Annotated in this window: 36 protein-coding genes; 16 read left to right on the top strand and 20 right to left on the bottom strand. The window is 29.3% G+C overall.

What is annotated here, in order from left to right:
* Window positions 1-11 precede the first annotated feature (11 nt).
* From JJ842_01520 to JJ842_01480, 9 genes are all read right to left on the bottom strand, one after another.
* Window positions 12-314, bottom strand: coding sequence for a hypothetical protein (locus tag JJ842_01520; protein ID MBO6970592.1), 303 nt, complete (start codon window positions 312-314; stop codon window positions 12-14).
* Between the two features lie 202 nt (window positions 315-516).
* A complete protein-coding gene (pdeM, locus tag JJ842_01515) occupies window positions 517-1,167 on the bottom strand; it encodes a ligase-associated DNA damage response endonuclease PdeM (protein ID MBO6970591.1) in 651 nt (216 codons plus the stop codon).
* Window positions 1,168-3,654, bottom strand: a complete 2,487-nt coding sequence (locus JJ842_01510; protein ID MBO6970590.1) for a ligase-associated DNA damage response DEXH box helicase — start codon at window positions 3,652-3,654, stop codon at window positions 1,168-1,170.
* Window positions 3,651-5,291 (bottom strand): ATP-dependent DNA ligase, encoded by a 1,641-nt coding sequence (locus JJ842_01505; GenBank protein MBO6970589.1) that lies wholly within the window; start codon window positions 5,289-5,291, stop codon window positions 3,651-3,653. Before JJ842_01505 ends, JJ842_01510 begins: the two co-directional genes overlap by 4 nt.
* A 2-nt stretch (window positions 5,292-5,293) precedes the next feature.
* Complete coding sequence (locus tag JJ842_01500) at window positions 5,294-6,280, bottom strand: ligase-associated DNA damage response exonuclease (protein MBO6970588.1); 987 nt, start codon at window positions 6,278-6,280, stop codon at window positions 5,294-5,296.
* Between the two features lie 35 nt (window positions 6,281-6,315).
* The gene (locus JJ842_01495; GenBank protein MBO6970587.1) at window positions 6,316-6,729 is read right to left on the bottom strand and encodes a competence protein ComC; all 414 of its coding nucleotides are present in this window, start codon (window positions 6,727-6,729) and stop codon (window positions 6,316-6,318) included.
* Between the two features lie 84 nt (window positions 6,730-6,813).
* A complete protein-coding gene (locus JJ842_01490) occupies window positions 6,814-7,095 on the bottom strand; it encodes a translation initiation factor IF-2 N-terminal domain-containing protein (GenBank protein MBO6970586.1) in 282 nt (93 codons plus the stop codon).
* Window positions 7,096-7,187: 92 nt separating this feature from the next.
* The gene (locus JJ842_01485) at window positions 7,188-8,507 is read right to left on the bottom strand and encodes a DUF2130 domain-containing protein (GenBank protein MBO6970585.1); all 1,320 of its coding nucleotides are present in this window, start codon (window positions 8,505-8,507) and stop codon (window positions 7,188-7,190) included.
* 130 nt (window positions 8,508-8,637) lie between these two features.
* Window positions 8,638-9,006 (bottom strand): CopG family transcriptional regulator, encoded by a 369-nt coding sequence (locus JJ842_01480; GenBank protein MBO6970584.1) that lies wholly within the window; start codon window positions 9,004-9,006, stop codon window positions 8,638-8,640.
* Between the two features lie 222 nt (window positions 9,007-9,228).
* On the opposite strand from JJ842_01480, the gene JJ842_01475 reads away from it, so the two are divergent.
* Window positions 9,229-9,438 carry a hypothetical protein gene (locus JJ842_01475; protein MBO6970583.1) on the top strand — a complete coding sequence of 70 codons (210 nt, stop codon included), beginning with the start codon at window positions 9,229-9,231 and terminating at the stop codon, window positions 9,436-9,438.
* Between the two features lie 12 nt (window positions 9,439-9,450).
* Here JJ842_01475 and JJ842_01470 read toward each other — a convergent pair whose 3' ends face one another.
* Window positions 9,451-9,627, bottom strand: a complete 177-nt coding sequence (locus JJ842_01470) for a hypothetical protein (GenBank protein ID MBO6970582.1) — start codon at window positions 9,625-9,627, stop codon at window positions 9,451-9,453.
* 137 nt (window positions 9,628-9,764) lie between these two features.
* Between JJ842_01470 and JJ842_01465 the strand changes: the two genes are divergently transcribed.
* On the top strand, window positions 9,765-9,971 hold the full coding sequence (locus JJ842_01465) for a hypothetical protein (GenBank protein ID MBO6970581.1): 207 nt from the start codon (window positions 9,765-9,767) through the stop codon (window positions 9,969-9,971).
* A gap of 15 nt (window positions 9,972-9,986) precedes the next feature.
* Here JJ842_01465 and JJ842_01460 read toward each other — a convergent pair whose 3' ends face one another.
* Window positions 9,987-10,181 (bottom strand): hypothetical protein, encoded by a 195-nt coding sequence (locus tag JJ842_01460; protein MBO6970580.1) that lies wholly within the window; start codon window positions 10,179-10,181, stop codon window positions 9,987-9,989.
* A gap of 140 nt (window positions 10,182-10,321) precedes the next feature.
* Between JJ842_01460 and JJ842_01455 the strand changes: the two genes are divergently transcribed.
* Complete coding sequence (locus tag JJ842_01455) at window positions 10,322-10,504, top strand: hypothetical protein (protein ID MBO6970579.1); 183 nt, start codon at window positions 10,322-10,324, stop codon at window positions 10,502-10,504.
* Window positions 10,505-10,809: 305 nt separating this feature from the next.
* On the opposite strand, the gene JJ842_01450 is transcribed toward JJ842_01455, so the two are convergent.
* The 3 genes from JJ842_01450 to JJ842_01440 all read right to left on the bottom strand — a co-directional run bounded on the left by JJ842_01450 (window position 10,810) and on the right by JJ842_01440 (window position 11,896).
* Entirely contained in the window at window positions 10,810-11,160 is a 351-nt protein-coding gene (locus JJ842_01450) for an alpha-2-macroglobulin (protein MBO6970578.1), read from the bottom strand.
* Between the two features lie 39 nt (window positions 11,161-11,199).
* On the bottom strand, window positions 11,200-11,376 hold the full coding sequence (locus JJ842_01445; GenBank protein MBO6970577.1) for a hypothetical protein: 177 nt from the start codon (window positions 11,374-11,376) through the stop codon (window positions 11,200-11,202).
* A gap of 82 nt (window positions 11,377-11,458) precedes the next feature.
* Window positions 11,459-11,896, bottom strand: a complete 438-nt coding sequence (locus JJ842_01440) for a hypothetical protein (protein MBO6970576.1) — start codon at window positions 11,894-11,896, stop codon at window positions 11,459-11,461.
* Between the two features lie 135 nt (window positions 11,897-12,031).
* Between JJ842_01440 and JJ842_01435 the strand changes: the two genes are divergently transcribed.
* Window positions 12,032-12,301 (top strand): hypothetical protein, encoded by a 270-nt coding sequence (locus tag JJ842_01435; GenBank protein ID MBO6970575.1) that lies wholly within the window; start codon window positions 12,032-12,034, stop codon window positions 12,299-12,301.
* Window positions 12,302-12,304: 3 nt separating this feature from the next.
* Here the strand turns inward: JJ842_01435 and JJ842_01430 are convergent, their stop codons facing one another.
* Complete coding sequence (locus JJ842_01430) at window positions 12,305-12,514, bottom strand: hypothetical protein (protein MBO6970574.1); 210 nt, start codon at window positions 12,512-12,514, stop codon at window positions 12,305-12,307.
* A gap of 36 nt (window positions 12,515-12,550) precedes the next feature.
* Complete coding sequence (locus JJ842_01425; GenBank protein ID MBO6970573.1) at window positions 12,551-12,829, bottom strand: hypothetical protein; 279 nt, start codon at window positions 12,827-12,829, stop codon at window positions 12,551-12,553.
* A gap of 114 nt (window positions 12,830-12,943) precedes the next feature.
* Between JJ842_01425 and petN the strand changes: the two genes are divergently transcribed.
* The gene (gene petN, locus JJ842_01420; GenBank protein MBO6970572.1) at window positions 12,944-13,045 is read left to right on the top strand and encodes a cytochrome b6-f complex subunit PetN; all 102 of its coding nucleotides are present in this window, start codon (window positions 12,944-12,946) and stop codon (window positions 13,043-13,045) included.
* A gap of 142 nt (window positions 13,046-13,187) precedes the next feature.
* On the opposite strand, the gene JJ842_01415 is transcribed toward petN, so the two are convergent.
* Window positions 13,188-13,841: a photosystem II biogenesis protein Psp29 gene (locus tag JJ842_01415; protein ID MBO6970571.1), complete on the bottom strand. Its 654-nt coding sequence runs from the start codon at window positions 13,839-13,841 to the stop codon at window positions 13,188-13,190.
* A 35-nt stretch (window positions 13,842-13,876) separates the two neighbouring features.
* Here JJ842_01415 and clpP point away from each other — a divergent pair, with 35 nt between their 5' ends.
* Window positions 13,877-14,464 (top strand): ATP-dependent Clp endopeptidase proteolytic subunit ClpP, encoded by a 588-nt coding sequence (gene clpP, locus JJ842_01410; GenBank protein ID MBO6970570.1) that lies wholly within the window; start codon window positions 13,877-13,879, stop codon window positions 14,462-14,464.
* Here clpP and ftsH read toward each other — a convergent pair.
* On the bottom strand, window positions 14,461-16,374 hold the full coding sequence (gene ftsH / locus JJ842_01405) for an ATP-dependent zinc metalloprotease FtsH (GenBank protein ID MBO6970569.1): 1,914 nt from the start codon (window positions 16,372-16,374) through the stop codon (window positions 14,461-14,463). The genes clpP and ftsH overlap by 4 nt on opposite strands.
* A 106-nt stretch (window positions 16,375-16,480) precedes the next feature.
* Between ftsH and JJ842_01400 the strand changes: the two genes are divergently transcribed.
* Window positions 16,481-16,693, top strand: coding sequence for a DUF3148 domain-containing protein (locus JJ842_01400; GenBank protein MBO6970568.1), 213 nt, complete (start codon window positions 16,481-16,483; stop codon window positions 16,691-16,693).
* On the opposite strand, the gene JJ842_01395 is transcribed toward JJ842_01400, so the two are convergent.
* Together JJ842_01395 and JJ842_01390 are read right to left on the bottom strand one after the other, a co-directional pair.
* Window positions 16,690-17,907: an insulinase family protein gene (locus JJ842_01395; GenBank protein ID MBO6970567.1), complete on the bottom strand. Its 1,218-nt coding sequence runs from the start codon at window positions 17,905-17,907 to the stop codon at window positions 16,690-16,692. The genes JJ842_01400 and JJ842_01395 overlap by 4 nt on opposite strands.
* Window positions 17,907-19,169 (bottom strand): insulinase family protein, encoded by a 1,263-nt coding sequence (locus JJ842_01390; protein ID MBO6970566.1) that lies wholly within the window; start codon window positions 19,167-19,169, stop codon window positions 17,907-17,909. Before JJ842_01390 ends, JJ842_01395 begins: the two co-directional genes overlap by 1 nt.
* Window positions 19,170-19,210: 41 nt before the next feature.
* Between JJ842_01390 and JJ842_01385 the strand changes: the two genes are divergently transcribed.
* The 9 genes from JJ842_01385 (at window position 19,211) to JJ842_01345 (ending at window position 26,518) form a co-directional block, all read left to right on the top strand.
* Window positions 19,211-19,936, top strand: a complete 726-nt coding sequence (locus JJ842_01385; protein ID MBO6970565.1) for a phycocyanobilin:ferredoxin oxidoreductase — start codon at window positions 19,211-19,213, stop codon at window positions 19,934-19,936.
* Complete coding sequence (locus JJ842_01380; protein MBO6970564.1) at window positions 19,936-20,850, top strand: HlyD family efflux transporter periplasmic adaptor subunit; 915 nt, start codon at window positions 19,936-19,938, stop codon at window positions 20,848-20,850. The genes JJ842_01385 and JJ842_01380 overlap by 1 nt, the downstream gene beginning before the upstream one ends.
* Window positions 20,850-22,022 (top strand): FtsX-like permease family protein, encoded by a 1,173-nt coding sequence (locus JJ842_01375; GenBank protein MBO6970563.1) that lies wholly within the window; start codon window positions 20,850-20,852, stop codon window positions 22,020-22,022. The genes JJ842_01380 and JJ842_01375 overlap by 1 nt, the downstream gene beginning before the upstream one ends.
* Window positions 22,023-22,038: 16 nt before the next feature.
* Complete coding sequence (locus tag JJ842_01370) at window positions 22,039-22,767, top strand: DevA family ABC transporter ATP-binding protein (GenBank protein ID MBO6970562.1); 729 nt, start codon at window positions 22,039-22,041, stop codon at window positions 22,765-22,767.
* 18 nt (window positions 22,768-22,785) lie between these two features.
* Entirely contained in the window at window positions 22,786-22,932 is a 147-nt protein-coding gene (locus JJ842_01365) for a hypothetical protein (GenBank protein ID MBO6970561.1), read from the top strand.
* A gap of 62 nt (window positions 22,933-22,994) precedes the next feature.
* Window positions 22,995-23,906, top strand: a complete 912-nt coding sequence (locus JJ842_01360) for a glycosyltransferase family 2 protein (GenBank protein MBO6970560.1) — start codon at window positions 22,995-22,997, stop codon at window positions 23,904-23,906.
* Between the two features lie 123 nt (window positions 23,907-24,029).
* Window positions 24,030-24,734, top strand: coding sequence for a 30S ribosomal protein S2 (gene rpsB, locus JJ842_01355; protein ID MBO6970559.1), 705 nt, complete (start codon window positions 24,030-24,032; stop codon window positions 24,732-24,734).
* 46 nt (window positions 24,735-24,780) lie between these two features.
* Window positions 24,781-25,440, top strand: coding sequence for a translation elongation factor Ts (gene tsf, locus JJ842_01350; protein MBO6970558.1), 660 nt, complete (start codon window positions 24,781-24,783; stop codon window positions 25,438-25,440).
* Window position 25,441: 1 nt separating this feature from the next.
* A complete protein-coding gene (locus JJ842_01345) occupies window positions 25,442-26,518 on the top strand; it encodes an adenylate cyclase (GenBank protein ID MBO6970557.1) in 1,077 nt (358 codons plus the stop codon).
* Window positions 26,519-26,522: the final 4 nt, after the last annotated feature.

The following is a 26,522-nucleotide window of genomic DNA, read 5'->3' as shown; positions in this document are numbered from 1 at the left end:
AGATAGCTTATTTAGTTAATTACTTTATAGATTTCTTTCAAACATACATTCACATCGAAAGATTCAGTTTTTACAACCTCTAATCCTGTTTTTTCTGTAACTTCAACAGTGGCATTGCATTCATCTTGCTTAAGAGCCATGTAACTTGGCTTTTTATCTTCTATATCTAATCCAATACTGGATTCATCATCTTCTTTATATTGTTCCATTACTAAGGTAAGTGCCTCTATCTCAACGGAAAAATTATCATTTGCCTTTGCCCAAAATGGGATTACAAGAAATGGAAATAAAATAAATACTGTTAATTTTTTCATTTCTATAAAAAGTGTTTATTTTTTTTATAACGTGTATTCTCTACTAAAGGAAGGGCCATTAGCTGTAAAAACTTTATTATCTATTTTTACTTGAAAAAAATAGATTTATAGTAACTTAATCCATAAAAAAACTAAACGAGGCTTTTAAGTATAAATTGGTATATCTAAATGAAAAATTTAAGTCACTTCAATAGGATTTTTCTTAAGGTTTTATCTCGATAATTTCTTCTTCAGATACAATTGCCCATTTTTTGAATGATTTTTTGCAGGGATATCCTCCTGTTAAGTCTCCAAATGCAGGCAAAAATAAAGTATTTTTATTCTTATCCATTGCAAAACACCTAAAAGATAATTTATCTCCATTGTTTTTTAAATAGATTTTTGGATGATAATGTCCACAAATATTCAAGGTTTTATTGTTTTCTAAATTAACTGGTTCATGGCTAAATGTAATATTTTTAGATTTTCTAATGTCAAAAATTTTTATATTTTTTATATTACAACCTACATCATGATTTCCAAGGACAAGTTCAACATTAGTTTTAAGTAGCTCAGGAAGATCCTCAACTTTTTTTTGAAGAGTTTTATCTATTGAATATTTACTGTGGAATAAATCTCCCAATATTATTAATTTTTTAGGACTATATCTTTTTACTATTTTTTTTATTCTTGCGAAATTATTTTTATCTGAATTATTAGTAAGAGGTATACCATTTTGCTGAAAATACTCAGCTTTCCCAAGATGAATATCACATATTAACAATTCTTTTGTTTCCGGTAGAAATAAAGCTCTTGAAGGAAGCATCTCTAACAATGTATCTTCCCAAATAAATTTAAAAGAACTTTTTTTCATTTAATCACTATATTTTTTTATAAGTTTTTCTACTCTTTTTTCTATTGGTTCATTGCTTAAAGTATTTTTAAGTCTTTCAACTAGTAAAGGGAAAGCAAAAGGAGTTGGAGTTTTTATCTCGTTTAGTAGCATTTTTAAATTTTTTAATCTTTCTAATGATCTAGATATTCTTTTATTTTCTAATTGATATTCTTTAACTTCTTGATGCGATTGTTTTATTAAAAGATGGCCTTCTTCATATTTAGTAAACACATCGTAGAAAAGACTTGAACTTATTTGAAGTTGGGAAGAAGTTTTTGTTTTGGTTGGATTATTTTGATTTACTAGTCCACTTATTTGGGCAATATTTTTAAATCTACGTTTTGTTAATTCTGAAAAATTAATTGCATTTTCTAGATCTTCTTCTAATTTTTTGTTATTCAAAAAGTAATCAGCTTCTTTTTTTATTATGGAAAAATCATAATCTTCTGCAGTAGTTAAGCTGAATCCAAAATCATTAGCAGTAATACTAAATGTAGATTGTTTTAATTTTGCTAATCTTAAAGCCCATAAAAATGCAATTCCTTCATTTACAAATTTGCCATCAAGTGTAAAAACAAAAAGATTTGATAAATCCTTGGTTTTATATATTTCTAGAAGGAATTCATCTTTCTTTGGAATATTTGAAAGAACTTTTTGTTTCTTCAATATTGGGCGTAATGAATTGAGTTCAGGATTTAAGCAATCATAATTTTCTAGTTCGTTGCATATATCTATTTCTTTTCTCAAACTCTCACAAAGAAGATCAGAAATTGCCATTTGACCTCCAACCCATGCAGGAATTAGAGAACTTTTTTTTGTTGATTTTTTAACGTATAAAACCATATCTCTTATTCTTACAAATTGAAGCATTTTGCCAGCAAAGTAAAATGTATCCCCTGGATTTAATTTTGAAGCAAAATTCTCCTCTAAATTACCTAAAGATTTACCTTTTATATATTTGACATTCACAAATTTGTCACTTGTAATTGTCCCAATATTGAACTTATGCATTCTTATTAAAGATTTGTCTTTTACAAAATATTTAAAGTTTTCATTGTTATTTTGTGATTCTTCTTTAACTATCTTTTTATATTTTGGATATGCTTTAAGACATTTTCCTCCATATTCTAAAAAGTCAAGACACCAATTCCAATCTTGATCTTTTAAGTTTCTATAACTCCAGCAATTTTTAATTCTTTCTTTCTCAATTTTCGGATCAAAACCATTTCCACATGCCAAACTTATTAGATGTTGTAGAAGCACATCATAAGATAATTCAGGGAGTCTAATTTCCTCAGATATACCACTTTTTATTATTCTTCTCATTGCACTAATCTCTAACAACTCTAAAGAATTAGTAGGCATAAAAATTATTTTTGATTTTCCTCCTGGTCTATGAGCACTTCTTCCCGCTCTTTGGATAAGTCTAGCTAAATTCTTTGCACTACCAATTTGAACTATTTGATCTACAGGTTGGAAGTCAACTCCCAAATCTAACGAGCTGGTGCAGACGACCCATTTTATTAATCCGTTTTTAACCCCTTCTTCAACTCTTTTTCTATATTCTTTATCCAGGGAGCCGTGATGAAGTGCAATTTTGTCTTCCATCTCTGGGAGAAAAAATTTAAGACATTGATACCATCTTTCAGATTGATTTCTCGTATTGGTAAACAATAAGGTGCTTTTATTTTTATCTAGGATTTTTAATAGTGAAGAATGACTTCTAATCCCAAGATGGCCACTCCATGGAAAGGTAGTTTCCTCCTCGGGTAAAACACTTATAATTTCGATCTCTTTTTGAATATTTGTACTTATAATTTTGGGTTTAATAGCGCTCATTCCAACTATTGCTATTGCTGCTTCTTCAATATTTCCAATAGTTGCCGACATTGCCCAAATTTGTAAATTTTTTATATTACCTCTTAGCCAACTTAAAGATAACTCGCATTGATTTCCTCTTTTACTACCCATCAATTCATGCCATTCATCAATAATTATTGATGACAACTCCTTGAAAAGATTATTAGATTCTTTATTAGAAAGTAAAAGAGATAAAGACTCTGGAGTGGTAATAAGAATATTAGGTGGTTTAGCTAGTTGCTTTTTCTTTTCATATGGGGTTGTATCCCCGTTCCTAATTTCAACAGTGATTTCTTTATTAAAATGCAAAGCTGCTAATTGTATGGAATTTTTTAGATCTCTACTCAGTGCTTTTAAAGGGGTTATTAATAATATATTCACACTTTTATTATTTTTGGGCTCTTCTATCTTTGATAGAGGTCCCATTAATGCAGCATAGGTTTTGCCGCATCCAGTAGGAACTTGTATTATTCCACTCTCTCCATTGAAAAATGCTTCCCAAGATTCGATCTGATAGGGTAGTGGCTCCCATCCATTTGTGGAGAAAAACTGTTTAATTTTAGAAATTAAATTATTTTGCTTATTATTTTTCGTAATATAGTTCATGATATTTTTCTCATTAGTTCATAAGCATTCTCGAGGCTATCTGCATCATTAATTTTTTTATCTTTTCTCCATTTTGTTATTCTTGGAAATCTTACTGCTATGCCAGACTTATGACGTTTTGAAATTTGTATTTTCTCAAAAGATATTTCAAATACCATTTCTGGCTTTAACGATCGAACAGGACCAAATTTTTCTATTGTATTTTTCCTTATCCATTTATCTAGCTCTTTAATCTCAATATTTGTTAAACCAGAATATGCACTCGCAAATTTAATTAATTCTTCGTCTTTCCATAATGCAAAACTGTAATCTGTATACAGACCAGCTCTTCTACCGCTCCCGCCCTTGGCGTAAATTAGAACTGCATCCAATTGCATTGGATCAACTTTATATTTCCACCAAATACCTTTTTTTCTTCCAGAGGTGTATGGAGACATTTTGTTCTTAATTATTAATCCTTCAGTATTATTTTCTCGAGATTTTTCTTTAAAAGTTACAGCATCAGACCAATCTTTAGGATGGATTAAGTTGCATATTCTGAAAATATCAGTGATATTATTCTTAGTTTTATTTTGCCATTTTGAATAATATTTTTCCAACTCAATTCTTCTAGTTTCTAATTTAATTTCTCTTATATCTCTTCCATTAATCTCTAAAAGATCATAAGCAATAAAAATAATTGGATATTTTATTTGGATTGATCTAGTAGGAGATTTTCTATTGATTCTTTTTTGAAGAATGGAAAAATCAAAGGCAATTTGTTCCTTAAAATTCCAAGCTAATAATTCCCCATCAAGAACAAAATCATCTCTTATATGTGACATCTTTTCTACTAATTCTGGGAAAGATTCATTTACTAAATCTTGCCCTCTTGTCCATAACGAAATATTTCCTGATCTTTTAATTAATTGCATCCTGATACCATCGTATTTCCATTCAAATTGAAAATCATTTATTGAATTTTTAAAGATTTTTTCTTCAATAGTATTTGCTAGAAGAAATGGAAATGGTTTGGAATTTAACTCTTGAAGATTGATATTCTTGTTAATTAGAAATTCATATGAATCAATTGAAGGTTTAAAATCACCCATCAACCTATGAGAAATAATCTCTTCCTCAATATTAATTAGTTTTGATATTGATTTTGTGATTAATCCGATAGAGACTCCTACTCTAAAAGTTCCTGTAAGAATTTTATTAAAAATTAGATGGTTATCTTCAGGTAATGTTTCCCAAAGATTTTTAATTTCTAAATTTTTCTCCTCCTCATTAAGTTTTGATAATGTAGGTATTGTTTCGCTTAGTAATTCATTGAGACTTATATTTGATAATTTCTTATTTCTGGAAGTGGTTTTATTTTTAAGTAATAATGTTATCACCTCAGCAGAATCACCAACTTTTAAATAACATGTATCAATTAACCATTGAGGATATTCATATATTTGAGAAAAAAGATTTCTTAAATATCTTCCACTAATAAATCTCTTATTACTTTTTCCAGTTAGTAAATATATTGCCCATGAATTATCTATTGGATCATTAGATAAAAAATAATTCTTTAAAACTTCAATTTTATTATTTGTACTATTAATTGAATCTAGATCGCTAAATAATTCTGAAAACTTTTTTAAGCTCATATTTATTTACCGAATAAAAGGACATTTATTGATTCATTTTCAATTAAATATTTACTTAGGGCTTCACTATCTCCATGATGAAAAAATACATTTTTTGCTTCAGACTTTTTTACTACTTCAAGAATTCCATCCCAATCCGCATGGTCAGAGATTGCGAATCCTTTATCATATCCTGATCTTTTTCTTAAAGCTCTTATTGACATCCATCCACTTGCAAAAGCTGTTTGAATATTTTTGAAATTTTTTAAATAAGAACCCTTACTTAAAGATGGCGGTAATAATATTAGACTTCCTTTGAGTTCATCTATCTTTTTTTTATTTTCAATTTTTATAGTATCGTTAATATCAATTCCAAGTTCCCTATAACTATTGTTCATTTTGTGAATACTACCATGGGAATAAATATTGCCTTTAAAATTTGTTTGACTTATCTCGTTTAACAATCTCTGAGCTTTTCCTAGTGAATAGCAGAAAAGTAAAGAAGTTTTTTCTGGTGAATTAGTTACCCATTTTGAAATATCATTTGCTATTTTATTTGATTCATCCCATTTAAATATTGGCAAACCAAAAGTACATTCGCTTATTAAATAATCAGTTTTTACTATTTCATATTGTTTGCAAGTCTCATCTTTTTGAAGCTTAAAGTCACCTGTTATTAGCCATTTTTCTTCAGCAAAAATGAACCTTATTTGACTAGATCCAAGGATGTGACCGGATGGATAAAAAGAAATATTAATGTCATTTATCTTAAATTCTTCCCCATATTCAAAAGTTTTAATTTTGATATTATCTCCAACTCTTTCTTTAAGAAGTATCGCAGTTTCCTTAGTAGAAATGTATTCTTCACAGCCAAATGTAAAGTGATCAAAATGAGCATGAGTTATTAATGCCTTTTTTACTGGCTTGCTTGGATCAATCCAAATATCAGCAAGTTCACAATAAAGATTTCCATCTTTATATTTAATTAAATATTCTTGTTTAGTTCTCAAAACTACATTTCTTACAGTGAAGTTAATTTAGCTAATTATGCCCAAGCTTGTTTTGATAAAGCTATGGCTGAAATTGTTAGTAAAGCAACAACTACAAATCTGTTACTCCAATTAATCATGATTGAACTAATTCTGGTATGAGAAAAACTATTAGATAAAGAAATCTTTGACTGATTTATTATTTGATGATCTTTATTTTTTTCTAAGGATTCTAAATTTTTAATCTTATTAATTAATTTAGATTCGCAGTTAGAAAGCTTTTCAACTTGATTTAATAAATCAAAATCTTCTGGTCTTAATAAAGTATTTAATTTTTTAATTTGGATCTCATTGTTTGCAAGAAATTCATTAACTATTTCATCTGTATCTAATCCATTCTTTAGTTTTAAAAGAATATCATTTCTTTCCCAAGATTCCTCCAGGGAATTTAGAATTTTAGTAATGCTCATTTTAAGTATTTTTACTTATGATAAATTATTATTATTTTCTTTTGTGGCGTATTCTTTTAAGCAATGAGAAAAAATAAGTTTTATTTAAGATTTGCGAATAAGTCTGTTAGCAAAATATTTTATCTCTACCTTTTCTACAATTTTTCTGGAACTGCTTTTGGTTTTACCTCCATTTAAATTGATAACTTCATCTGAAACATTTTTGCCTGTTTCAAAATAATTTTTAATTTTTTCTAATTCTTCTTTATTTAATCTTTTTGTCGCCCCTTTTGCGTTGATTCCAAGTTTCTTGCAAGCCAGTAATACTCTATTACTTTCTACATTAAGATCTTTGGCAATATTGAAAATTGGAGTGTTTATAGACATTATTTTTCTATTTAATATATCAATAGTATATTTCTAAATTATAAATTAAATATATTTTTAACTTTTTTTAATTTCTCAAGTTTTTTGTATGTTTAGGCTACTTCATCTTCGAAATTATTTAAATCATTAAACTTTTTCTTCATGGTTGGGTTATTTCTAGTTAATTTCTTTACTGTTAAATCTTGAGATTTGCTGTCTGCGGACAAAAGATGTTTTTTCGAGAGAATTAAAGCCTCTTTAGTTTTTTGCAAATGGGTTATTGATTTATCAATTTCTGAAATTGCATCATTAAATCTATCTTGTGCAAGTGAAACATTTTTACCAACCGCATTTTTGAATTGCTCGAGAGTAGTTTCAAAATTTGTTATGTCGTAATTCTCGCGTTTCATTAGGTCAATTTGTGATTTGTATTTTAAGGTTTCCATAGATGCATTTCTTAATAGAGAAATAATTGGTAAGAAAAATTGTGGCCTTATGATATACATCTTGGGAAATCTATGTGAAACGTCTACTATGCCTGAATTATATAGTTCACTTTCTGGTTCTAGGAGTGAAACGAGTACTGCGTATTCACAAGATTTTTGTCTTCTATCCTTATCTAATTCTTTTAAGAAATCTTCGTTTTTTCTTTTATTAGTTCCACCAATACTCTCGTTTTTCATCTCAAACATTATAGATACTATTTCAGTTTTATTGTTATCAAATTCTCTAAATATATAGTCACCTTTGCTACCTGAGGTGACATCATTGTCCTTCTCAAAATAGGAGTTTTTGAATGCTGTAGCTCGATTAAGATTAAATTGGTTTTCGCAATGAATTTCTAAAGTTTCTCCTACCATTTTTGTCGATAATCGAGATTTCATATCTCTTAGCTCCTTAATAGTTAGGTCCCTTTCACTAATTTTACTTTTAAACCTTTCTTCAATTAATTTTTCATTAATTGAATTCTGAAGCTGCATCTTTTCAATAGAGTTGGTTAACGCTGAGTTTTCTTTCTCTAATTTAGTAACAGCTTCATTGACTTTATTTTTTAAAGACATTGAAGCAATTAAAGACTGGTTTTTAAATTCATTCTTTAATTTGTTTAATTCATTATTGAGTGAATTAATTTTATTTGTCGCTTGATTTTTTAATTCATTTAATGCAGTTGCTTTTTTTTCTTCAGCTATTGTTAATTTAGATTCCAGAGATTGGATCTCAGTTTCTTTAATACGATTTTGCTCGATTAACTGTATTTTAAATTCACTTTTTAAAATCTCTATTGCTTTTTTATTATCTTCTTCAGCCAAAAAAAGTCTTTCTTTAATTTGTTTGTTAAATTCTTCATCCTTTATCTGAAGAAGTATTTCTTCAAAGCTGCTTGGATCAATTCTGAAGGTTTTACCGCATGAAGGGCACTTAATATCTTTCATGTTTTTAATTAATAATTAATATTAATAAAGGGTTCCATATTCAAATTATTTAAAGGGATTATCTTGTTGACTAAGAATAGACAATCATTAAGGTTTATGCACGAAAAATGAAGAAAATGTCAAATGGAAGTCATATCAACCCAGATTCTTTAAGAATATTAATTTTATTAGCTAATTCGATATCTGCAGAAGATATTGTCCGATCTAATGTTTTGTGAGAAGAGACGGTATAACCACTATCATCAACAAATTCATCTTCTGGATCTTTTAAATTCAAATTTTCTTTTTTGATATCTTTGTAATTTTCAGATTTGTAGATATTTGATTTATTAATATTGCCATATCCAAAATTTGCAATCCCTCTAGCATCTAATGCTTCTTCAACTAATATTCCAACCACTTTAGATCTACTTATGGATTCGCTTTTAGATATTTCGTCTATAATCTCAAGAACCCTTTTTCTTGGAAGATATCCAATTCTTTTAACTTTAGTATCCATAAAAATCTTCATATGTCGTAATTGTAACACTTCTGTCAAATGGGCGATGTTGATTGATTGTTGCAAGTGTAGAGTTGAGTAGTAAAACAAACTATAATTAAAAGAACTTTCCAGGAAAGTTATGTCTTAATTTTTGATTAAGGTTGTTTTATATACTTCCTTGTAAAAACCTGCCGAAAGCAGTTCTAAATTTTTAAATCTTTTTAATTTAAATTTAATTTTATGAAAGATAAACTTTATGACAATGCTGATAGCTTTGCAATATCATTTGACGAGGAATGGAAAAATATTGAATGTGAGGATGAGGATCCACGCTTAAAGATTGATAAAATAATTGAACTTTTGTCCGACCACCCTTTTTTAGTTTCTAATCCCGAAAATGCAAGAAAAATTGCAGAATTTAGGGTTTTTTCATTAAAAAAATTTAAATAATTAATTTTATGTTTACATACTTGGAGAATTAAAAAATCCCTTGGTATATAAAAAAATTGTTATCCCTATTATTGGACCTATTCCAAATATGAAAAGAACTAATTTTGCAGAATTCTTAGTTTGTCCTAATTCTTGATTTTTTTTATTTGAATTAGTTTGAATTTTTCTAGAATTCTTTTTGTTTTTCATGAATGATATACTCCAGGATTTCTATTTTAAAAAAACTTTCAAAGGAAATTTAATCTTTAAAATTTTCTAATTCACTTTAATTTATGAAGGGGTTAAAAAATACAATAATGTATAATAATACTTAAAATAAAGTAAATATGAGTGCAACTAAGAGAGAGGAGGTAAGTTCTCACCTTAGATATATAAGGTTAGAACTTAGAGAGATGCATCAAATGCTTATTAGAGACGATTTATTGCCCGATCTTAATGAAGCAAAAGAAGTACATGCGCAATTAGATGCTTTATTGGATTTGTTATCAGATAAAAAAGTCAAAAAGATTAAAAGTCAATTTGAAAGCTTTTAATTGGTTATATATAAATTATAAATAATTAGTAGTTGATTCTATTTTCTTTCTATTATCATGCATTTGTTCTAATTTATTGTAAATTTCTTTAATTTGGAGTTGTATTAAATCAGTTGAATTTATATTACTTAATGCATCCATTGCAGATATAAGACTTTCTTTGGCTTCGATCAAATGTCTACATTCTTTACTGCCTGCTTCGTATGACATAATATTTTAAAAATTTCATTATCACAAATATATAAAAAATTATTCCGTATTGCTTGATACCCTTATCAAATCAATGCTTATTTATTGTTATTTCCAATACAAAGCATGTAGTTATATTTACTAAGATTAGAAAAAAACTTATGCAAGAAAATTCTAAAGATTATGAATTTTGTATTAAAGTAGCTCTAGAAAACGCAAAAAAGAGAATTAATCTACTGGATGATTCTAATAAAAAGTGTGTATTAGAGGAATATAGAGAATGGATAGATGATGGGTTAAATAAGCACTCTGTTTTACTATTAAGGGAAGATCCAATTATCTAAAAAGATTTACTATTTTCAATTATTTGAATTGGTAAACTTAAATAAAATATACAAACTTAGAATAAATGTAATTATTAATGTAATGGTAAGATAAGAAAAACCAAACATGATTATATTTACATAATATTTTTTATATTAACAACTTTTTTTGTTTTACCTTTTATTAATCAGCTTTCTTCAAAAAGTGAAAAAATAAATTTCTTTAAATTTTCTTTTTCTAAAGTGATTTCTTTATCCTTATAATTTTTTAATTTCTTGAAAATTAGATCAACAAGATGTTCGGATGTTTGGTTCATAGTATAAAACTATTTTTCTAACAAATAGATTTTCTCTTCACCAATTTTATCAGGTTTGGTTATTTTACAGCCTTTATCTTTGTCCATGTCACAACTCTTTGTTGCAGGAACAGATTTCCAAGTACAAATTTTTTCTTGAGAATCTTCTTTCAAGATAATCCATCCATCATCTAAATATTCCAAAATACCATCATCTCCACAGGAAAACTTTATTTCCATTCTCTTCTTAACTGAATTAGTACTCTCATTAATAGTCTCTTGAGAATTAATTATGGGATATTCTTTATTAGTTAATGTCTTGCAAGAACTTAATAAAATAGGAATAAAAATTATTTTTAAGAAATTTTTTATCTTTTTCATTTTAGTCTTTCGATGATTCCAATTTATTTAAAGTATAGTTTATTTTGATTCTATTATTTTTAATAATTGGTCCATTTTATTCATCAATTTTTTTACGTCATTTGGTTGCGGCAATGTTAATTCTTCAGTAACCTCCAAATGCATTTTCTTTAAGTTTTGTCTTAGATCTTTTAAATGCATTTTTACGTTTTCTTTCTTTTGTTTTATATCAGTCATAGGATTAAAATTTAAATTTAATTAAACTTAAGAAGATTATTATAATATTTTAGGTGTTATTAAATAGGAAATAATTAAAAATTTATTTGTTTCTATTTTTGATTTCATAGATTTCTTCACCACCATTACAAAAATTTATAGATAACATTTTTAATTCTCTCTTATTGATGCCTAATATATTTTTATTTTCAATAATATAATTTTTGGCAATCTTTTCACAATCTAATTTGTTTTTTGATTGGTTAATAACTGGATAAAAATATATCAATACACCAAATATAAATAAAAAAACTATTATTGATTTTTTATCATTTTTAATTAATTCTTTGGCGTTCCTATTAGTTTTTAAAATTTTAATTAATAATTTATCTGGCAAACCTATTTGAACAAATAAAAGTTCTACCCACCAGGGAAGATTTTTATTTTTATTTTTCTTGGAGATTTCGGAAGTATTCATTTTTTTAGCATCATAATTTTGGTTTCTAGCCTCTTTTGGATTAACTGTTTCTTTTTTATTCATGTCATCGAATAATTTATTTGGAATATAGTAGTTTTATTTTGATTTGGAAACTATATTTTTATTTTATAAGTTTTAATTTAAATTATCTATGAATATGAGTATTGTTAATTTGTATTTAAAAAAAAAGTTTTTTAGATGTCAAAAAAAAGAAGGAAGTTAAATAAGGATTTCGAGAAAAAAATATATTCATCAAAAAAAAATGTCGAATTGGTTTTGGCGAAAATCTATGATATTGATGATGAAGATATACAAAAAGAATATATGAGCGCATTTCAAGGAGTTGTGTCCTTATACAATCTATTAAAAGAGGATTACGAAAAAAAAGGATTTCATGAAGATTCAGAAGAATTACTTACAAAGTATAAAAATGCTTTTAATCTTTTCGAATCAGAATTTGAAATTTAATTTCTAATTTAGATTTTCCTTATATGGTATTACTGGTATTTCAATAAAATTGCCTTTTTGAAGTTCAAACCTTTTTTCTTGCATATTTTTTATACAAGTTAATTTACTCTTCTCTTTTTCACAAATTTTTTTTATTTGATAATCAGTAAGTGAGAACAATTTATCGCTAAATATTAACAAAGTAACTAATAGTAATTTAAATACTGATTTCATTAATTCACTAAAAAATAATCCTACTTTTTATCCAATCTAATTACTAGTATAGGTATTTATAATTTGTTTTAATTCATCTTTGCCTAAGTCTGTTGAAATAAAAACTTCTTGTGCTGTTTTACCCTTTCTTGCTATTGCTTTATATCCGTTTATGGTTTTAACTGATAATCTAATTATCAAGGTAGAAGATCTTCCTCTAACTCTAGATATCGCGGCAGGAGTTACTGTCTTTATATTTATGTTAAGGGCTAATTTTTGAAGTATTGGAATTAGACCCTCTATATTTGTACTATGGTTTAATACTAATCTTCCCAATTTTTTATTCTAATTATATTTATAAAATAATATTTCTGAGAAATTAACTTTAGATTATAAATGAAAAAATTCTTGAGAAGTTCTGTTATATTAAAGAAAGAAACTTAAATATTAATGATTTTTCAAATAGGTTGGGCTGCCTTAGCTGCAATTTTTACTTTTTCAATCGCGATGGTTGTATGGGGTAGAAATGGTGATGGCTCCATCGACATATGATTTCATTTTTAACTTATGAAGAATATTTGAGTAAATTACTTATTAGTACATCATTTGTTTTACTTATATTTATAACATTAGCTGTAATTTATATTTCTTATATCTCTTGGAAAGATAAAAAAAGATTAAAAAATAAATAATATTATTTTTTATCTTTTTTCTTATCCTTAATTCTTAACTCTTCAATTAATTCTTTTGCCTGTTCCATTTTTGAAATACTACTTTTGTAAATACCAATATCTTTCTCTGCTTTATTAGTAGATAACTTTAATTTCTCAAAAATATCTAGTACTGTTTTATTTGTCTCTGATTCATTCTTATCTTTAAGATCATTGGATTTTGAAATTAGTATGTAAATTCCTAAGTTCAATATTCTTGATGGATAAAGCTTAGAATTGCTTTTTTCTTCTAATAGTTTGTATATTTCTTCAGCTGATTTATCCTTGAATTCTTTTTGAGATATTTTGGAGATTTCCTTTATTTCCTTCGATTCAAAATTTGTAGAAGCGCATAAGGATTCAAAAAGAGGATCCAAATGTTTTTGAGGTTCGTATCCTTTCATTAATTCTTTGAATGTTTCGGTTAGACCAATACAAAAAAGAAAATCTTGAGTAAATTCATTTTGATGATTTAAAAGATTTAGCTCAACAAGCATTTCATCAACTATTCTTTTGTATAAACCTGGAATAACGTATGGAAATTGTTCATGAAATAACTTTTTGCTATCTGAAACAGTCGATTTTTCTTTCAATTTTTTATATGTAAACCTTAATAAGGTTAGCGTATGTTGACTCAATATAGTTAGTATCTAATAAACAAATAAATATTATTATGATCCCTTTAGTTTTAGAAGAATCTGGCGGAAGTGAAAGAGTATTCGATATTTATTCGAGATTGTTAAGAGAGAGAATAATCTTTTTGGGAGAACAAGTTACTAGTGAAACTGCTAACAGAATTGTGGCTCAATTATTATTCCTTGAAGCAGAGGACCCCGAAAAAGATATCTACATGTATATAAATTCACCTGGAGGGTCTGTTTATGATGGTTTAGGGATTTTTGATACGATGCAACATGTTAAGCCAGATATTCATACAGTTTGTGTAGGTTTGGCAGCTAGTATGGGAGCTTTTTTGTTGGCTGCAGGTACAAAAGGTAAAAGGAGTAGTCTTAGGCATTCACGAATAATGATTCATCAACCACTTGGAGGAGCTAGAGGCCAAGCCAGTGATATTAGAATTCAGGCAGATGAAATTTTATTTTTAAAAGAACGTCTCAATACCGAATTGTCAGAGAGAACTGGTAAGGATATTGAAACTATTAAAGAAGATACTGATAGAGATTTTTATATGTCCCCCAAAGAAGCAGTTGAATACGGTCTAATAGATCTTGTCTTAGATAAGAAACCTTTTAAAGGTTAACTTAGTAATTGAGGTGTTCTCTCTTTCTCTGGAATTTTAGTGAATTTGGAAAGAATGTTCACAAATTCTTCTCCATCTAATGTTTCTTTTTCAATGAGTAAGTCAACTATTTTATCCATGGCTTCTCTATTTTTGCTGACTATAGAGTAAGTTTCTTTGTAGCATTCCTTGACCATAACTCTTACACTTTCGTCAATTTGTTTTGAAATTGAATCCGAGACTTCACTTCTGGTCATTAAATCTCTGCCGACGAAAACTTCCTGGTTTCCACCTTCCAAAGCTATAGGCCCTAAATTACTCATTCCGAATCTTGTTACCATTTGGCGAGCCATAGAAGCAACCTGTTGGAAATCTCCACCTGCACCTGTTGTTATTTCACCTTTACCAAAAACAACATCCTCAGCAGCTCTACCTCCTAGTGCTCCCATTATTCTCGCTTTTAGTTGAGCTCTACTTACAAGAGTTTGCTCATCATCTGGAGTAAACCATGTTAATCCCTTAGCTTGACCCCTAGGGATTACTGTTACTTTTTGAACAGGATCATGAGCTTTTACTAGCGAGCCTATAAGAGCATGACCAACTTCATGATAGGCAATTAATCTTTTACTTCTTCCATCGGTTAATGGTGAACCCTCCATTCCAGCAACAATCCTATCTACGGAATCGTCAATTTCTGAAATACTAATGGAATCCTTTCTTCTCCTAGCAGTTAGAATAGCTGCCTCATTAAGTAAATTGGCTAAATCAGCTCCCGTAAAACCTGGTGTTCTTCTTGCAATACTCTCAAGTGTTAAATCTTCTTTTAGTTTCTTATTCCTGGCATGAACTTCAAGAATTGATAACCTTCCTTTGATATCTGGCGCGTCTACTGTTACCTGCCTGTCAAATCTTCCAGGTCTCATAAGAGCAGAATCCAAAACGTCAGGTCTATTTGTTGCTGCAATTATTATTATTCCACTGTTACCTTCAAATCCATCCATTTCAGTAAGCAGTTGGTTAAGAGTTTGCTCTCTTTCATCATTACCCCCTCCAATTCCAGCACCTCTTTGTCTCCCTACTGCATCTATTTCATCTATAAAAATCAAACATGGACTATTTTCTTTGGCTCTTTTGAAAAGATCTCTTACTCTACTGGCACCTACACCAACAAACATTTCAACAAATTCAGATCCTGATAATGAGAAGAATGGAACTCCAGCCTCTCCTGCAATTGCCTTAGCAAGAAGTGTCTTACCTGTACCAGGAGGTCCCACCAATAACACCCCTTTTGGAATCCTGGCTCCAACAGAAGTAAATTTTTCAGGTTTTTTTAGAAAAGTTACCACCTCTTGTAAATCCTGTTTTGCTTCGTTAACGCCGGCTACATCGTCAAAAACTACACCCGTTTCTGCTTCCATTGCAAATCTCGCTTTTGTTTTGCCGAATTGCATAGCTTGTCCTGGTCCACCGGGCATTCCATTTGATCTCCTAGCTAGCAAAATAAGTCCTCCAATTAAGATTGCTGGGAAGAGTAAATTACCTAATATCCCTAAAGCAGGAGGAGCTGTTTTTACTGGGTGAACATCAAAACTTATTCCCTCATTTTTTAAAATATTTATTAGTTCTGGAGTTAAACCCGGAAGATCAACTCGTAATCTTTGCACTTTATTATCCAAATCAGAGTCTATTGTTTCGATGACGGCATTTCTTCCGCCTTCAAAGATATCAACAGAAGTAACCCTTCCAGAATTAATGTAATCTAAAAATCTACCGTAACTAACTCTAGCTACTGCAGAATTTCTTGGTGCAATGGTAGTTCCGTTAGATTTTAGTGAATCAACATTGCTTGATGATAAAAATTGGTAAGAAAGTGCAATTACTAAAAGTATAGGTAGAGCCCATAAAATTAATGTTTTAAATTTCTGATTCATTAATTCAATTATGTTTCGTTATTAGATTGTAGACAGTAGCAGTACATTTCGTTGATATTTTCTCTAACTTTATGCTTATATTACTCTTAAATGTATTAATTGTTTGATGAAATTTGAAATCAAAGACAAGGTTAAATTAATTGCGCCTGTTTCCTTTTTAAAAACGTCGGATAATATGCCAATGTTACGACCTCCTGATTTGGTAGCAATTGACGAAATTGGAGAAATACTATCAATAAAATCTCCTGACACTGTTGAAGTGAAATTTAGAAGAGGTTCTTTTCTTATTGATATTGATAAAATTGAAAAATTAACCTAAAAGTTTTTTATCCAATTAGATTTAATTTCTAAGCATATTTTTTTATTACCAGAAATACTTAAAAAAGGTTTCGAAAAATATTTATTAGTCAATGTAAAGATCTCTAATGGAGATATTGCGTCAACTTTTGAAGCTAATTCAACTTCTGAAATTGGAGTCATGCCATAGCTGATTAATTGTATTTCTCTTTGTAAAATTTCATCTAATGATTGATTATTGAAAAGGAAGGAACCTTTCAATTTTTCTTTGGCTAAATATATTTCACTTTCAACTAATGGTTTTAAAAGTAAGTTTTCCCAAAACGAGGATAAAAGTTGAAATGCAAAAATCGCATTTTTATTTGATACTGATAGATAAACTAAAAAAGGAGCATTCTTGCTTCTGACAGGATTAAAAACGCCCAGATCGTAAGAAATTCCATTTTTTTCCCTAAATAATTTAAACAATGCGGCGCTCATTCCATAAGATAAATATGATTCCAAAACTTTTAGTGGCAAATATTCACTACTCCTACATGAACAAGTTTGGTTACCTAACATTATTATTGTTTGATTTGAATCATTTTTTGTAAAATCAAATCTACACATTGGATCTAAGTTAATACTTATTGGGCTTACTTTTTCTTTAAAGACTTTTTGATCTGCTTTTCTTAAATCTTCTCCATTTATATCCAAGTTGTTTGAAATTATATATTTTTTCCTATTTTGAAAATTTTTAAACTCATCTAAAACATTTTCATAGGAGATATTTGAGACATCATTGGTATTACCAGTTGTATTAAAAGCATAAGGATGGCTTTTGTAAACAATTTTTCTCCATTTTTCAAAACAAGTATTAAAGGGATTCTCTCTATTTTTTCTTATTAAATTTAGAGAGGAATTTTTTACTTTTTTAAATTCATTTTCGGAAAGAATCGGCTTGTTAATTATCAAATCGAATATAGGAAGAAATTTACTAAAATGTTCATTTAGAGATTTGATACTAATCGATATACCATCTTCAAATATTTCTTGATTTAATTCTGCTCCATGGGATTCAATATACTCAGAAAGAGCGAAGTTATCAAAGCCTTCACACCCTCGGGTAAGTAATGAACAAAGTATTTTATTTATTCCTTTTTTGCCGACATTATCCATATCACTGCCACCTTTTATCCAAATTGAAGCAGTTGAAAAATTTCTTTTTTTATTATTTGAGAAATATCTTTTGATCATTAACTAGGAGATGCAATAAGAGTAAATTTATCACTGCTGATATATCGAGTGATATCTTGAAAATTATTCAAATCATTCCAATAAATTAAATGATTTTCTAAATCATTTATTGAAGATTTCCTTCCCCAAAGAAGTTCATTTCCAAAGAATGAGGAAAGCTGAGTAGAGGTTTCTAAATTGAAAACATAATTACTTTTTACAATATTTATTGCTTTTCTAATTTCATCCAAAGTTAAAATTTTGTGATCTGAAATCTCATCTACCGTTTTATTAATTTGCTTTTCCACTAAAAAAATATCTTTCTCTTCACAACTTGCTTCAATGATAAATAGACCGCCTAATTCACCAGCACTAACATCAACATATACTGATTCAACAAGATTTTTATCTTCTTTTAAAATTTTTACTAACTTGCTATTTCTTCCTACAGAAAGTATTGATGCTAATATTTCTAATCCAATAATATTTTTTTGATCATTGAGGTTTGGGATAAACCAGGCCATAAATATTCTTGAAAACTCTAAATTATCAAACTTAATTACCTCTCTACCCTTTCTGATCTTTAGCTTAGTTTCTTTATCTTTTGGATTAATATGATTTGGGTACTTACAAATTGGTTTTTTATTTATTCCCGAAAGATCACTTTTTTCAAAAATTTTGTAAATATTTTCAGAAAGATTTCCTGCGATTGCGATACAGATATTTTCATTGGTGTAATTTTTACTATGAAATTTCTCAAGATCACTTATTTGCAGTTTATTAATACTTTCTTCTGTTCCTAATATCGAGTTGGAATAATTTGAAGTTAGCCAAACCCTTTTTAAAAAGTAATTGAATAATTTCTCATCAGGTTGGTCATTTTGTTGCTTTATTTCATCAATTACTACCCCTTTTTCTTTTATAAACTCATCAGTATTAAAGTCTGGTGAGACAACTATATTTGTCAAAAGAGCAAGCGATTCTCTAAAGTTATTAGGTGGTACGAGAACATGGTAATGTACATCATCATAACCTGTTGAAGCATTGCTCAATCCCCCAAGAGATTCAATTTTTTGATCAAATTCTCCTGGCATTAATTTTTTAGAGCCTTTAAAAATCATATGTTCTAAAAAGTGAGCAGTACCATTTTTATTAACTTCCTCAAATGAAGAACCTGCTTTGCACCAAATATCAATACTTATCAGCGGCAATTCTTTATTATCCACAAATACACATCTAGTTTTGCTTGAATGGGTATAGTAGTTAATCACTCCTACATTCATTTAAAAATTCTCTTTTATCTCTATTTTGGTCTTTTTTAGCTTTGTTGTCTGAATCTTTAACTAAAACTAAATTAACTGATCCTCTTATTTTGGACTTGTTGAAAATCCTCAGAGAGCGTAGATCTATGCTTGAGAACATTAGTAGCATAAATATTGATCCAAATATTTCGAATATAATATCCAATAAAATAGGGAGAGAACTTTTCATAGAAAACGAATTTCATGTTGCAAAAGGATTTAGAAAGCTACATATCGAAGTAGCAGAGTTTTCTAAAAATCTTAGAATTTTGCATTGCGTTTTTTTCCCTGATCCAAAGTTTGATATTCCAATTTTTGGAATGGATTTAGTAAAAATAAATGATATAGTCTCAGCTGCGATTGTTGATTTATCTCCTTCTTCTCAAAATCAATATATAAAATACGAAAATCTTCTATCAGCAATAGATAAAAGTTCTTTCACCTCATTAAGAGCGCTTCCTGAATGGGGAGAGATTTTCTCCAAAAATGTACTTTTTGCTTCACTAAAAAACGAATCTGAAAAAAATTATTTTTGTGATATTGTTGATCATTATCTTTCTGTATTGATCAAGTTAAGTAAGAATGCTAGGCCTGAACAAAAAGAGGAAATTATTCAAGAAAGAATAAATTATCAAAAGAATTATTGTGTTCAACAAATGAGAAACGAAAAGACCAGTATGGTACTTCTGAAATATTTTGACGAAAAATGGGTAAATAATTATGTAAAAACTGTATTGTTTGATTTTTAATGTTTTTGAAAACTCTAAAAAAGTTATTTTTTCTCTTACTGTTTTTTACACCAATCTCTCTTGGCATGGTTTCCTGTTCAAGCACTAACAGTTCAAATACCAGACTTGAAGATAAAGTAAATCCAGACTCTATACCATCAATTATAGCGGTTGCGGCACTTGGTCAACTTTCTCCTTCTGGTGAAATTAGACAATTGGCAGCTCCTATAAGTCAGTTTGGTTCGTCTCCTCGAATTAAAGAACTTTTGGTGAAAGAAGGAGATTTTGTTAAAAAGGGTGATGTCCTTGCAATTTTCGAAAACAGAGAAAAGTTAATCGCAGATCTTTCAAGAATAAATTATCTACTCGGAACTACTGATGAGGAAATTTCCTTAAAGAAAGATCAAATTAAGAGGTATGAGTTGGCATTGAGTCAAGATGTTTATTCTGTTGTTCAGATGTCGCAAAGAAAAGATGAATTGTTAAAGTTGCAAAAACAAAAAATAAACTATACCGGAGATAAAAAAAATATCGAGATAGATCTCTTTAATTCAAAACTAAGGAGTCCAATTGATGGTTTTATACTTGGGATAAATACAAGAGTTGGTGAAAGGCCTAAAAATAATGGGATCTTAGATATAGGTTCAAGTCAAAAGATGGAGGCTCTTATAGAGGTTTATGAATCTGATATTGATAGAGTCTCCATCTCTCAGAATGTTGAATTAACTAGTGAAAATGGTGGTTTCAAAAAAACTCTTAAGGGGCAGGTAATTAGGATAAGCCCTCAGGTGAAACAAAGAAAAGTTTTATCAACTGATCCAACAGGAGATGCTGATTCGCGTATTGTTGAGGTACTAGTAAAATTAGATAAAGAATCTATCGATATTGTGCAAAACTATGCAGGGATGAAAGTTATTGCAAAATTTATTCCTTAATGAATTTTTCTCCTTTTAAATTTAGGAAAATTCCTTTAGCTTGGTTATTGTTGACTAGGCAACCACTAAGGTTGGCAGTTGCTATTGCAGGAATAAGTTTCGCAGGGATTTTGATGTTTATGCAATTAGGCTTTAGAGATGGTCTATTTGATACGAGCGTAACTATCCATAAACTTCTAGATGCTGACCTTGTTTTAATTAGTCCTAGATCAAAAAGTTCCATTAGCATGAGTGGATTTCCAAAAAGAAGATTGGTTCAAACTCTTGCCTTGGAGGATGTTGAGAAAACTGCGCCTGTCAATCTAAATTATCTACTTTGGAGAAACCCTGAAAATCTTAAAACTAGATCTATACTTGCTTTAGGATTTAATCCTTCTGATTCTCTTCTTTTAGATGATGGATTTTCTAAAAAAGCATATAAATTAAGAAATCCATCAAGAGTCCTTTTTGACAAACTTTCCAGACCTGAATTCGGACCGATTGAAGAATGGTTCTTATCAGATCAAAAAGTTGAAACTGAAGTTGCTGGTAAAAGAGTTATTGTGGAAGGACTTGTTGAGTTAGGACCATCATTTGGTGCAGACGGTAATTTGATAACAAGTCGAGAAACGTTCTTAAGACTATTCCCTGCTAATCCTCCTGGAAGTATAGAAATTGGTCTAGTAAAACTTAGAAAGGGATCTGACCCTATTTTGATTTCGAAAATTTTAAATAATTCACTTCCAAATGATGTTCGAGTTCTTACAAAAAATCAATTTATAGAATTTGAAAAAAATTATTGGAAAAATAGCACCGCAATAGGTTTTATATTTAGTTTGGGAGCTTTGATGGGTTTTGTTGTAGGTTGCGTTGTCGTGTATCAAATTCTTTATAGTGATGTAACTGACCACCTCCCAGAGTATGCGACCTTATTGGCTATGGGGTATAGATTAAAGTCTCTTTTCTTTGTTGTCGCAAGAGAGGGATTTTTGTTGGCATTGTTTGGCTATTTACCTGCTTATTTCTCTGGCCAAATACTTTACTCCGTCATAAGAAACTCCACTAAACTCCCAATAATAATGGATACAGAAAAAACAATTTTAATTTTTGTACTAGTTTTAGTTATGTGTATGGGTTCTGCAGGTATTGCTATGCGTAAATTAGTTGATGCTGATCCTGCTGAGATTTTTTAACTTACCAACAAAACTTATGGATAAAGGTAATAAATCAGAAAAAGTCTTTAATAATTTAAAGACAGTTTCAATAAATAATTTAAGTCACTTTTATGGAAAAAATGAAAATAAAAAACAAGTTCTTGATAATGTTAATTTGAATATCGATAGAGGAGAATTGGTTCTTCTAAAAGGACCTTCTGGATGCGGCAAAACAACTTTATTAACATTGATTGGAGCTTTGAGAACTTGTCAAAGTGGAAACTTAACTGTATTAAATAAACAATTAAATGGTGCAACAAGAAAAACTAGGCAGATTCTCAGAAGAAGTATTGGGATGATTTTTCAAGGTCATAACCTTTTGAGATGTTTAACAGCTGAACAAAATGTTCAAATGGGTTCAGATTTAATAAAAGATTTAACTTATTTGCAAAGACGTGAAATTGCACGAAAATGGCTTTCAGCAGTTGGATTAGAAGATCATCACAAGAAATTGCCCAATGACTTATCTGGAGGTCAGAAACAAAGAGTAGCAATTGCTCGGGCGCTATCTGCAAATCCAAAGCTTTTACTTGCTGATGAGCCAACTTCTGCTTTAGATAGCGTAACAGGTAGGGAAATAGTTACTCTCTTAAAGAAATTAGCAAAAGATCAAAATTGCTCGGTACTTATGGTTACTCATGATCCTAGAATTACTGATATGGCAGATAGGATATTAAGCATGGAAGATGGTAAGATTTTTAGTGCTCATAGTGAGCTAGTATAGTTTAAAGTTAAAATTTTCATGTCAAAGAGAAGGAATCTTAAAAAAGAAAAACAAGAACGTAATCGAGCTTATGCTAGGAAGTTCAAAAAAAGAAAATTAAGAACTGACGGTAAACCTGATGGCAATGTTACTGGTACTGCAAATAATGGTGGGGCAGCTGATTAGATAATACTTTTCCCATTAATCTTTAAGTAGTACTTTTAATAGTTCATATTTAGAACGAGATCATGAATGTAAGCATTGTTATACCAACATATAATAGAAAACCTATATTAATGAAATGTCTTAAAGCTCTTGAGAATCAGACTTTAAATACAAATATCGGAAATTATGAAATAATTGTCGTTGATGATGGCTCTACAGATGGAACTAGCTTGTGGATTAAAAATAATAAAGATAATTTGCCACATGTGGTTCTTTTTCAACAGGAACATGGAGGTCCTGCACTAGGCAGAAATCTTGGAGTAATTAAATCAAAATATGAAATAATTATTTTTATTGACAGTGATCTTATAGTTTTAGATGATTTTATAAACTGCCATGTTGAAAAATTACTTGCCTCATGGAGGAGAAATAATAAAAAATGTTTTACCTATGGTTCTGTAATTAATACATCTAATTTTCTAAATCCTCAGATTGAAAAAAATAAATTAACGGATACTTCTTTTGCTTACTTTGCTACTGGTAATGTTGCAATATCAAAAGAATTAATCATAAGTGCCGGTTTATTTGATACATCCTTCAGTCTTTATGGCTGGGAGGATCTTGAATTAGGAGAAAGATTAAGGAAAATAGGAACAAAATTAATTAAATGTCCAAATGCTGTTGGGTTTCATTGGCACCCACCATTTGATTGCGAACAAATAGAAGCATTAATAGTTCAAGAAAAAGAAAGGGCAAAGATGGCCTTACTTTTTTATAAAAAACATCCGAATTTAAGGGTTAGATTTATGATTCAATTAACACCGCTTCATATATTACTTTGGCAATCTCTGTGTCTGGGAGGATTAATCAGTGTAGATAGAATCCTTCCTTTTTTGAGGTTTTTAGTTAGTAAAAAGAAAAACAGACTAGCGCTTGAGATACTTAGGATTCCACTAAATTATATTTATATTAAACAGCTAACTAAAACAAAATAAGAAACTTTTAGAAATACACATCACTTGCTACAATGGTTTAAATTAAATCCACACATCTGACAGTTTCGGGTGATTCACTGTAAATCCCCGTCAGATGGAGGCTAACCCGAAACCCTTTAAATTATGGCTGTTGTATCACTATCTGAAATGATGGAAGCTGGTGCTCATTTTGGGCATCAAACTAGACGTTGGAATCCCAAAATGTCTAAATATATATATTGCGCGAGAAATGGAGTACATATAATTGACCTCGTGAAAACTGCATTATGTATGAATGATGCATACAAATGGACAAGGAACGCAGCAAAAAGTGGTAAACGATTCCTTTTTGTGGGGACAAAAAAACAAGCATCAGATGTAGTTGCCCAAGAGGCTACTAGATGTGGCGCTTCATATGTAAACCAAAGGTGGCTTGGAGGGATGTTGACAAACTGGGCAACTATGAAAGCTAGGATCGAGAGATTAAAGGATCTTGAAAGAATGGAAAGTAGTGGTTCAATTGCTATGAGACCCAAAAAAGAAGCAGCAGTTTTAAGAAGAGAACTTGAAAGATTACAGAAGTATTTGGGAGGACTTAAGGGTATGAGAAGACTACCTGATGTTGTGGTTTTGGTTGACCAAAGAAGAGAATCTAATGCAGTTTTAGAAGCAAGAAAATTAGATATTTCATTAGTTTCAATGTTGGATACCAATTGTGATCCGGATTTGTGTGAAGTCCCAATTCCATGTAACGATGATGCAGTTAGATCTGTTCAACTTATCTTAGGAAGACTTGCAGATGCTATAAACGAAGGTAGGAAAGGATCTAATGCCGACAGGAAAAATTAAATTTTAATTTAACTCTTACTATTTTTATTACTTTTTTATTACTTAAATGGGAAACATTACAGCAAAACTCGTAAAAGATCTTAGAGATAAGACTGGAGCCGGAATGATGGATTGCAAAAAAGCACTTAATGAAACCGATGGAAATGTCGAAAAAGCTTTGGAATGGTTAAGAAAGAAAGGTATAGCTAGTGCAGAAAAGAAATCAGGAAGAGTTGCAACTGAAGGTTCTATAGGGAGTTATATACACACAGGATCAAGAGTAGGCGTTTTACTAGAGTTAAATTGTGAAACTGATTTTGTTGCTAGAGGTGATATATTTCAATCCCTTTTAAAAGATGTCTCGATGCAGGTAGCCGCTTGCCCAAATGTTGAGTATGTCTCAATTGATGAAATACCAGAAGATGTCGTAGAAAAAGAAAAGCAGATTGAAATGGGGAGAGATGATTTATCAGGCAAACCAGAGCAAATTAAAGAAAAAATAGTTGAAGGGAGAATAGCGAAAAGGTTGAATGAGTTAGTTTTACTTTCTCAACCTTATATTAAAGACAGTTCTCTTACAGTTGAGGACCTTGTAAAACAAGCCGCAGCAAAAATTGGAGAAAATATCAAAGTAAGACGCTTTACTAGATATACATTGGGTGAAGGTATAGAAAAAAACCAGATGGACTTCGCTGAAGAGGTTGCATCTATGCAATCAAACAAGTAACTTGAAGAATTCTAATAACTGCTTAGAAATTGAAAAAATTAATTCTCAATTGCGGAAAGCAGATATAGAAAAAATCAGATTAATTCGTAATATCAATATAGAATATGAACTTTACCTTAAATTTGTAAGAGATCTTTTATATATTTCTGTAGAAAAAGGTATTCATGAATTATGTGGTGATTCATTAATTGAAAATGTTTCCTTTAATAGAAACGAATTTTTTTGCTTCTTTGAAAAAAAAATTAGTAAGCTTATTTATTCAAAGTTGCCTTTTCTCACAATAGAACAATTAAAAATAAATGAGATTGATAAAAATATAAATAAAAAGAATACTTTTAAAAGTTTAGAAAATACCATAAAAACAAAGTATTACCAAAAAGAAGAAATTCAATATGAAGAAGGTTTTCAATTTGAAAAACCTGTTCTGTTTGAGGCGAATGAGGATATTTTTAATACTTCTGAATATTATCAAGTTGAGAATTATGAGAAATTAGTATCACTTGATTTAGATAAGGATGCCTACCTTAATAATCTATCTAATAAAAATATGATTGAAAATGTGGAATTGGAAAAACAATTTATTTTTTCTCTAATAGAATTATTGGATGAAATTAAGGTTGAAAATTCAGTCCATTCTGAAAACCAGAATATGACTAATGTGGATATTTATTCCAAATATCAGAGCCTAAAAAACTTTGATTTAATTGACGAGTCATTGAAAAATTTACTTTTAAATCTTTCATATAATATTAATCTAGAATTATTTAAGGCCAATCTAATAAAAAAGATTATTTCTGAAGATTCATTTGAATACCTAGTAGGCAAAAATTTGATGATTAAACATCCACGTCCGTTTGTTATTAATTTTGAATTCAATACACATCAGTCATCATCAAAAAGTCTCAAGCTTCCCAATATTATTTTTTTCAATATATCTACTGTTGAGTTAGAGTTTAAAAATTTAAATCTTTCTATTCAAAGGAATAAGATAAATGAGCTAAAAAATCAATTTCAGCGTTTGATTAAAAAAGAGACATACTGGAGGCAAAAAGAAATAACTTTGAATAAGATACGTTGAAAAT

Origin of the sequence: Prochlorococcus marinus CUG1433 (assembly GCA_017644425.1) — a bacterium.
Lineage (GTDB): Bacteria > Cyanobacteriota > Cyanobacteriia > PCC-6307 > Cyanobiaceae > Prochlorococcus_A > Prochlorococcus_A marinus_U.
The sequence above is the reverse complement of the archived record's forward strand: the minus strand, read 5'-3'. Positions and strand labels throughout refer to the sequence as shown.

Coding starts and splice junctions, on each gene's coding strand:
- JJ842_01485 (MBO6970585.1), bottom strand. CDS start 8,507: ATGAAAGATATTAAGTGCCCTTCATGCGGTAAAACCTTCAGAATTGAT.
- JJ842_01430 (MBO6970574.1), bottom strand. CDS start 12,514: ATGAAATCAGTATTTAAATTACTATTAGTTACTTTGTTAATATTTAGC.
- clpP (MBO6970570.1), top strand. CDS start 13,877: ATGATCCCTTTAGTTTTAGAAGAATCTGGCGGAAGTGAAAGAGTATTC.
- ftsH (MBO6970569.1), bottom strand. CDS start 16,374: ATGAATCAGAAATTTAAAACATTAATTTTATGGGCTCTACCTATACTT.
- rpsB (MBO6970559.1), top strand. CDS start 24,030: ATGGCTGTTGTATCACTATCTGAAATGATGGAAGCTGGTGCTCATTTT.
- JJ842_01380 (MBO6970564.1), top strand. CDS start 19,936: ATGTTTTTGAAAACTCTAAAAAAGTTATTTTTTCTCTTACTGTTTTTT.
- JJ842_01465 (MBO6970581.1), top strand. CDS start 9,765: ATGAGTGCAACTAAGAGAGAGGAGGTAAGTTCTCACCTTAGATATATA.
- JJ842_01520 (MBO6970592.1), bottom strand. CDS start 314: ATGAAAAAATTAACAGTATTTATTTTATTTCCATTTCTTGTAATCCCA.
- JJ842_01435 (MBO6970575.1), top strand. CDS start 12,032: ATGTCAAAAAAAAGAAGGAAGTTAAATAAGGATTTCGAGAAAAAAATA.
- JJ842_01440 (MBO6970576.1), bottom strand. CDS start 11,896: ATGAATAAAAAAGAAACAGTTAATCCAAAAGAGGCTAGAAACCAAAAT.
- JJ842_01390 (MBO6970566.1), bottom strand. CDS start 19,169: ATGAATGTAGGAGTGATTAACTACTATACCCATTCAAGCAAAACTAGA.
- JJ842_01460 (MBO6970580.1), bottom strand. CDS start 10,181: ATGTCATACGAAGCAGGCAGTAAAGAATGTAGACATTTGATCGAAGCC.
- pdeM (MBO6970591.1), bottom strand. CDS start 1,167: ATGAAAAAAAGTTCTTTTAAATTTATTTGGGAAGATACATTGTTAGAG.
- JJ842_01360 (MBO6970560.1), top strand. CDS start 22,995: ATGAATGTAAGCATTGTTATACCAACATATAATAGAAAACCTATATTA.
- JJ842_01370 (MBO6970562.1), top strand. CDS start 22,039: ATGGATAAAGGTAATAAATCAGAAAAAGTCTTTAATAATTTAAAGACA.
- JJ842_01365 (MBO6970561.1), top strand. CDS start 22,786: ATGTCAAAGAGAAGGAATCTTAAAAAAGAAAAACAAGAACGTAATCGA.
- JJ842_01480 (MBO6970584.1), bottom strand. CDS start 9,006: ATGGATACTAAAGTTAAAAGAATTGGATATCTTCCAAGAAAAAGGGTT.
- JJ842_01455 (MBO6970579.1), top strand. CDS start 10,322: ATGCAAGAAAATTCTAAAGATTATGAATTTTGTATTAAAGTAGCTCTA.
- JJ842_01445 (MBO6970577.1), bottom strand. CDS start 11,376: ATGACTGATATAAAACAAAAGAAAGAAAACGTAAAAATGCATTTAAAA.
- JJ842_01470 (MBO6970582.1), bottom strand. CDS start 9,627: ATGAAAAACAAAAAGAATTCTAGAAAAATTCAAACTAATTCAAATAAA.
- tsf (MBO6970558.1), top strand. CDS start 24,781: ATGGGAAACATTACAGCAAAACTCGTAAAAGATCTTAGAGATAAGACT.
- JJ842_01505 (MBO6970589.1), bottom strand. CDS start 5,291: ATGAGCTTAAAAAAGTTTTCAGAATTATTTAGCGATCTAGATTCAATT.
- JJ842_01475 (MBO6970583.1), top strand. CDS start 9,229: ATGAAAGATAAACTTTATGACAATGCTGATAGCTTTGCAATATCATTT.
- petN (MBO6970572.1), top strand. CDS start 12,944: ATGATTTTTCAAATAGGTTGGGCTGCCTTAGCTGCAATTTTTACTTTT.
- JJ842_01375 (MBO6970563.1), top strand. CDS start 20,850: ATGAATTTTTCTCCTTTTAAATTTAGGAAAATTCCTTTAGCTTGGTTA.
- JJ842_01395 (MBO6970567.1), bottom strand. CDS start 17,907: ATGATCAAAAGATATTTCTCAAATAATAAAAAAAGAAATTTTTCAACT.
- JJ842_01510 (MBO6970590.1), bottom strand. CDS start 3,654: ATGAACTATATTACGAAAAATAATAAGCAAAATAATTTAATTTCTAAA.
- JJ842_01450 (MBO6970578.1), bottom strand. CDS start 11,160: ATGAAAAAGATAAAAAATTTCTTAAAAATAATTTTTATTCCTATTTTA.
- JJ842_01490 (MBO6970586.1), bottom strand. CDS start 7,095: ATGTCTATAAACACTCCAATTTTCAATATTGCCAAAGATCTTAATGTA.
- JJ842_01400 (MBO6970568.1), top strand. CDS start 16,481: ATGAAATTTGAAATCAAAGACAAGGTTAAATTAATTGCGCCTGTTTCC.
- JJ842_01495 (MBO6970587.1), bottom strand. CDS start 6,729: ATGAGCATTACTAAAATTCTAAATTCCCTGGAGGAATCTTGGGAAAGA.